The following is a 6374-nucleotide window of genomic DNA, read 5'->3' as shown; positions in this document are numbered from 1 at the left end:
ATCGTCGCTCGACATTTGTTATTGCGGGCGCATGAAACGCCCTGATTTAAAACGATTCCGAGCCACCCGGCATAGCACCGGATGGCCCCGCTTTTTCCTTGCGCACGTGCTTGACTGCCGGCACGTGCCCCCTTGCGTTACTGCATCTGCTGGCTGATCGCCGCGATATCCCCGGCGCTAAGCGTTCCCGCTGCTTGTTTGAGCTTCAGGCCGTCCAGCAAAAAGTTGTATCCGGCTTCGGCTTGCTGACGCTTGGCGTTGTAGAGATTGCGCGATGCGTCCAGCACGCTGACGATGTCGTTCAACCCGGCCGTGAACCCTTGTTCCTTCAGCGTCAATGCCTGCTGGAAGGATTCCACCGAGCTGTTCAGCGCCCGCATCCGGTCAATGCCGATCACGATGTTCTGAAACGACGAGAAGACCTGGCGCTGCACCTTGCGGCGCGTCAGGCTCAGATCGGACGATGCCGCGCTCAAACGGCTGGCCGCCGCGTGGCTCATGCCATACGTGTAGCCACCTTGGAAAATCGGCACGGCCAGATTCACCGTGAAGCGCGTGTCGGCCACCGTGCTGCCGCCGCCGAACAGGCTGCCGCCCGTTTCGTTGCGGCCCGTGGAGGCGCGCAGGTTCACGCTGGGGTAGTAGCCCGCGCGCTGCACCTCCACTTCCTTTTCCGCCACGGCAACGCTGGCCGCCGCCGCGCGGATCGACCAGTTCTGGTCCAACGCCGTGCGCAGCCATGCCTGGGCGTCGTTGGGCACCGGCAGCGTCATCGGCAAGTCCTTGCGGACGGGACGCAGCTTCAGGTTGCCGTAGCCGATGATTTCCTGGACAGCCTGTTGCTTGTCCAGGTAATCATTCTTGGCCAGCAACGTGTTGGCGTCCTGGATGTCCAGCCGGGCCTGCACTTCGCTCAAGCCCACGCGGGTTTCCTGGCCACTCTGATAGCGCGCCTGCACCAGGTCTTTCTGCTTTTGGGTCGTGCGGCGCTCGGCTTCGGTGAGCTCGATCTGGTCTTGGGCGGCCAGCACGCTGAGATAGGCCGTGGCCGCGCGCAGCATCAGATCCTGCTGCGCGTAGGCGTAGCTGGCCACTTCCTTGCGCTCGGCTTCCTGTGACTGACGCCACTTGTGATACGCCCCCAGCTCAAACAAGGGCTGGTTCAGCGTCAGCCCCCAGCCGTTCTCGGCCCAACTGGCGCGGCCGGTTTGATACACGGCGTTTTCGCTATCAACGACGTTCTGGCGCACACGGCTTCGGTTGACTTCGCCGCTGATGCTGGGCAGCAGTCCGGCGCGGGCGGACGTCACGCCATACCCCACCGCCTGTAGCTCTTGATAGGCGCCTTGCAACTGCGGATCGTTTCGCAGCGCCATCATGTAGACCTGGTCCAGCGTCATCGGATCGGCCTGATCCGGCAACTGCGCGCCGTTATAGGTCGGCATGTTTTCCGCCAGATAGGACGCCGGCGCCGGCAGCACGGTGTTTTCGTCAAAACGCGGCGCGGGAGTGGGGGCAACTTCATCCATCTGCGCGCTGGGCGTCGTCTTGCCGAAAGCCGACTCCTCTTGCGGGGTGCGTTGCTGCCCCATCTGGAGCGCCCCGCTTTCCGTCTGGACACCCGAGGACGACGCGGAGGCCGGCGCATTGGCGGCAGGCGCCGGCGCGGTAGCCGCCGCCGAACGATCTCGCGTGGCGCAACCCGCCATGGTCAATGCGGCCAGCACCACTACCGCCAGCATGCCCTTGCGCGCAGGCGCAGGGCGGAAGAGAAGCTTGTCGTTGTCAGTCATAGTAGACAGTCAGGAACTCGTGTCCGTCCCGCGCGGCGCCCGCAGCCAGGCTGTAGAGGCTGCGCGGTTCGTCGGGCAAAAGGAAACCCAGAACGTCGCTTTCGGCCAGAGCCAGGCTGGCAGCCAGACGCAGAAGATCGGGGATGAAGGAACGCAAAGGCAGATCTGCCCCGCGAAAAGTGACCGTGAACGAATCGCGCCGGGTATCGGCCTCGTCCACTTCCAGAAACATGAAGCCTGCCGGATCGGCCTGCCCGCAGGCTTGCGTCACGATGTCTTGCGCGACCTGGCGCAGCACCGGATTGGCTAGCTTGGCCAGATACGGCGCCAGATGGGCATCGAACGCGGCCCGGTCTTCCAGATGCCGCATGCGATACGCCGTGACGGCCGCCTCGCGCTGGCTTGCCGGATGCCATTTGTACCCGCACCCCAAGGGCAGGATGCCGTGCTGGCGTAGCGCCTCGGGCGCCGGCATGAATTCCAGGTAGATGCGGTAGGTGCCGGCGCTGCCGTCGGGTTCGTAGGCGAAGAACATGGCGCGGGCGTGCTCCATGTCCTGCACCACGCGCATCCACAAGGATTGCGGCATGGCCAGCGCCTGCGACAGGGTGGAGAAGTCCAGCTGACCCCAGTGTTCGCGCTGGATGCCCAGCATGAACCGGTTGCCGACCAGCCCCGCGGCCGAGAACTTCATCGACCACTCAACACCGTCTATCTGCTTGCCCTTGAAGACGGACAACAGACGGTCGGCCCAGATCCGCGGCTCCCCCCGCAGCGTGTGCAGGGGAATGTGAACGTCCGGCTCGCTGCTGTCCGCGCCGACAGGCTGGCTCATGGCCGGCGTCAGGGTCGCGGTCAGCATGGGGCTGGCGTTCCTGGCGGAATCAGGCTGCGACTTCACTGGGCGCGGCGTCGGTGGAAGACGCCACGTCCTTCTGCTGCTGCGCCTTCAGGCGGCGCTGCTCGTCCAGCTGCATGGCCAGACGCTGGACATTGCCCAGCGACGAACGGTGCAGTTCAATCAGGCGCAGGATGCCCGAGCGATGCAGTTCAACCACGCGGGCATCGTCGATGCCGGCAAACTTCTGCTCGTCCACCACCCAGAAACCGCTCAGGTAGCGGTCGCCATCGGTTTGCGAGATCGTGATCGTCTTGGCCGCCAACAGACCCAGCTCGTGCAGACGCTTGGCCATGTTCTTGGTCAGTTCCATTTCACCCTGGAACACACGCAGGAATTCCATCATCTGCGTCAGGTAGCCCGTTTCCTTGCCGTCTTCAAACAAGGCCACGCCATCGGCGGTATTGATGCCGGGGTAGGACTCGTCGATGCACACGGCCAGGCGGTCGGCCTCGGACGTCGTGCCCAGCACGAAGGGATAGCGGCGGGCGAAGGCGGGCACGTAGGTGTCTGCCTTCCAGGTGCCCTGCTCGGTCACGAACAGATTGGATTTGTCTTCCAGCCCCAGCAGAACGGCCACGTGGAAATTGCCGGCCTCGTCGCCTACGAACACGATGGGATAGTGGCGGCCTGCGTCGGCGAATTCACTTGCCGCGATGGGCAGAGCATTGGTGTCCTGCGCAAACGCATAATGGTCCGGCTGAATCTGAATCTTGGTTTCTTGATGCGCTGCACGATCCAACGCCACGGCCCGTTCGTAAAACACAGTTGCTGACATGTTTCTTTCTCCTTGTCCGGTGATTTGTAACTGACTCGTATCCCCGGTAAAGAGAGAGCGCAACAGATGCGCCAAGCACGTCATACCGAAAAGAGTCAATGCATCATTTGATCTAATGAATGTGAGAATTAGACGGTCTTTGAAACTATTCGTCTATACCTGAAACTAGGCATATCTCCCTATGGCGAGACGTTTTTTTCAACGTCACAAATTGGAAAACACGAACAAACCGATATATTTCAAATTAATCCGCCCAACACATGGACATTTGAATAAATCAGCAGAACTAAGACGATTGGAATGTCACGTGCGAAGCCGGTTTATTGCAATGCAATATCCGCTCCCGGCCGAAATAACCGGGTGCACGAAAAGCGAGAAAGGCGGGAAAAAGCTGGGGTAGCGCGTCGGCTCAAGCCAACATGCCGCACGCCCGGGCGGCGTGTATGGCCTTGGTGCGCGAAGACACCCGCAGCTTGCGATAGATGTGCTTGATATGCCGTTCGACGGTATGGCGCGACAGACACAATTGCTCGGCGATTTCACGATTGCCCAGCCCTTCTGCCACCAGACGCAGAATCTGGCTTTCACGCGGACTCAGCGGCCCGCTGATCTCGGCGTCGACGTCCAACTCGGTGTCGGCGCCGGGCAATTCCGCCGGCTGCGAACGGAACTCCTGGATCAGCCGCCGTGCGATAAGGGGATCAATCGCCGCGCCGCCGCGCAAGGCGCGGCGAATGGCGATCAGCACTTCAAGATCGTCGCGCTCTTTCAGCACGTAACCCACGGCGCCCGCTCGCAAGGCGGCCAGGACCGTTTCCTCACAACTCCATGCGGAGATCACCAGGATCACCCGGTCAGGATTGGCGGCGTGCATCTCGGCGATCAGCGCCAGGCCATCGCCATCGGGCAATCTCAGATCCACCAGCGCCACCGCGATGGGATATGCCGCCAGGCAGGCGCGTGCCTGCGCCATGGAGGACGCGCAAATCACGGCATCCTGCGCATACCCCAAGCGCCGCAACACGGCTACCAGCCGCTGGCTGACCAAAGGCTCGTCTTCCAGCAGCAACACCGGAGCAGGCAGCGGATATGCAAGGTCAACCGAGTCGGCGGGCATGGGAGGTAAACGATGGCTACGACGGCATGCCTGAGAGGCAACGTCGGGGCGCCGTGTCGCGGGCGCAAATCTGAAATACAGGCGACTTAGGCAAGAAGCCCGCCATCACCCCTGTGCGGATGAAAGCGAAGCGCGAAAAATACGGATCAAGCAGTGCAATTTTCGCGAGAGAATACTCCTTGTTCGTTTCTCCGTCGATCATTGCGCCGCGGTAAACAAGCACGCACTAAAGAGATATCACCCAGCGCGTGCAGCCCATGCCAGAACGCCGCGTGCAATCCGGCGCCGGATACTACTGCGTGACGCAACCGCATGATTACTTTGGGCCTTTCCATGAAATTCGACATCTATGGCCGATTTCAACTCGACATCGAACGCGAGGGAAATAGCTGGGCGGTCTACCGGTCGAACCTGGGTAAGCGCGTCCGCAGCACGGACATCGCCGTGCCAGCGGAAATCGCCCCCGGCGAACTATCCGACTATCTGGACGACATCTATCACGAGCTGTCGCCCCCAGGGGGCAAAATCATCCGACTTGAATAGCGCTGACATCGCCCGTCTTCCAACGGTTGTGGCGTGCGTCACTTGTCCTGCGCTTTCTCGGCATCTTCCTGCGCCTGAACATCTTCCAGCTTGACCGTGCTGGTGCAGCCATTCTCCGTGGCGCACTGCGCAGGATTCTGGCTGCGCGTCACGCATGCCGCGAACGCCAGCGCCGCATCGACGGTGGCGAAGTGGTACGAATAGCCGTTCGCAAAAGCGACCTTTCCTTCGACTGAGCAATCCATGAAGCCTCCGGGTAGTAGGTCAATGATGCTACCTGACGAACTCCCCGCTGTCAGTCCGCGTCGCTGGTCAGATCACTTCGGCGGCATAACGGTAAGAAAATCCGCGCCAAGACCCTTGCCGGTGTTCACTTGGAACATCTTCGTCGTGCTCACGTCCGACAACCTGATGTTGTATGTCTTACCTTTAACCAGACGGACGATGTTTCCGATATACGGCGCATTCTCAAGGAATACCCCAAAAGCGACGACTTGCTGATCTTGACCCGTGTCATTTTCAAGCGCGACTCGGATCCGCACATTCTCGACTTTGAATGCCTCGATCTTGTATTTCTCTTTGCTTGACGCTTCCAAGCCTTTCCGGACGTCCTCCGGCAAGCCTGCCACGATGGAATGAGCACCATTCGTTTCGGGATAGGAAATGATCCTGACTCCCTTGGTCTGGGCCCACTCATCATCGCTGCCTAGACCGTAATTCGCGGGAATCTCGAAATTTGCGAACGAGTTGAATTCCTTGCGAAAGCACTCTTTGTAGACCGCGACAGGAAACGCCTTTGCCACCGCATCCCGAACCTTGATCAGCATGTCGGAGGGATTTCTAGAGTCTTTGTGGTCATTGCACGCCGCCACCTCGATCAGAAGACTGGCCTTAGCCGTCTTGATGCCCTCTGAGAGCAGGCCCGATAAAGGCACCTTCGTTTCGACGTCGATTTTGCATCCCGCCAACATGAAGGCGCCAATCACGCCGGCCACTAGCATCTTTTTCACGTTACAGCCCTTTTAAGTGTGCGTTTCCGAACCGGCATTTGTATCACATACTTACTTTTGCTCACGCCATGTCGGGATGCACCTGTCCCGGGGACCGGAGCCAATTCCCTTCCCGTGACACACGTCGTGCCCCGCGACAAACCAGGGAAACCCCGCAAGCCATTGAAATAACTGCAAGTAATGAAAAGGCATAGGAAAACTCCCTATTAGGGAATTTACTTATGCCTTTTAATTA

7 protein-coding genes are annotated in these 6374 nt (G+C 60.1%); 1 reads left to right on the top strand and 6 read right to left on the bottom strand.

Annotated elements, in window-relative coordinates:
* Positions 1 to 137: 137 nt before the first annotated feature.
* The 4 genes from HV753_RS11730 to HV753_RS11715 all read right to left on the bottom strand — a co-directional run bounded on the left by HV753_RS11730 (position 138) and on the right by HV753_RS11715 (position 4586).
* Positions 138 to 1793 carry a TolC family outer membrane protein gene (locus HV753_RS11730; RefSeq protein WP_175174604.1) on the bottom strand — a complete coding sequence of 552 codons (1656 nt, stop codon included), beginning with the start codon at positions 1791 to 1793 and terminating at the stop codon, positions 138 to 140.
* Positions 1786 to 2655, bottom strand: a complete 870-nt coding sequence (locus HV753_RS11725; protein WP_175174603.1) for a hypothetical protein — start codon at positions 2653 to 2655, stop codon at positions 1786 to 1788. The genes HV753_RS11730 and HV753_RS11725 overlap by 8 nt, the downstream gene beginning before the upstream one ends.
* Positions 2656 to 2677: 22 nt before the next feature.
* Positions 2678 to 3469 carry a SapC family protein gene (locus HV753_RS11720; RefSeq protein WP_175174602.1) on the bottom strand — a complete coding sequence of 264 codons (792 nt, stop codon included), beginning with the start codon at positions 3467 to 3469 and terminating at the stop codon, positions 2678 to 2680.
* A gap of 409 nt (positions 3470 to 3878) precedes the next feature.
* Entirely contained in the window at positions 3879 to 4586 is a 708-nt protein-coding gene (locus HV753_RS11715; protein ID WP_175174601.1) for a response regulator transcription factor, read from the bottom strand.
* A 333-nt stretch (positions 4587 to 4919) separates the two neighbouring features.
* On the opposite strand from HV753_RS11715, the gene HV753_RS11710 reads away from it, so the two are divergent.
* The gene (locus HV753_RS11710; protein ID WP_175174600.1) at positions 4920 to 5129 is read left to right on the top strand and encodes a DUF7661 family protein; all 210 of its coding nucleotides are present in this window, start codon (positions 4920 to 4922) and stop codon (positions 5127 to 5129) included.
* Positions 5130 to 5167: 38 nt separating this feature from the next.
* Here the strand turns inward: HV753_RS11710 and HV753_RS11705 are convergent, their stop codons facing one another.
* On the bottom strand, positions 5168 to 5374 hold the full coding sequence (locus HV753_RS11705) for a hypothetical protein (RefSeq protein WP_175174599.1): 207 nt from the start codon (positions 5372 to 5374) through the stop codon (positions 5168 to 5170).
* Positions 5375 to 5446: 72 nt separating this feature from the next.
* The gene (locus HV753_RS11700; protein ID WP_425485891.1) at positions 5447 to 6130 is read right to left on the bottom strand and encodes a DUF7424 family protein; all 684 of its coding nucleotides are present in this window, start codon (positions 6128 to 6130) and stop codon (positions 5447 to 5449) included.
* Between the last annotated feature and the right edge of the window lie 244 nt (positions 6131 to 6374).

Origin of the sequence: Achromobacter pestifer (genome assembly GCF_902859625.1) — a bacterium.
Taxonomy (GTDB): Bacteria; Pseudomonadota; Gammaproteobacteria; order Burkholderiales; family Burkholderiaceae_B; genus Achromobacter; species Achromobacter pestifer.
This window is presented reverse-complemented; position numbering and strand designations above follow the sequence as displayed.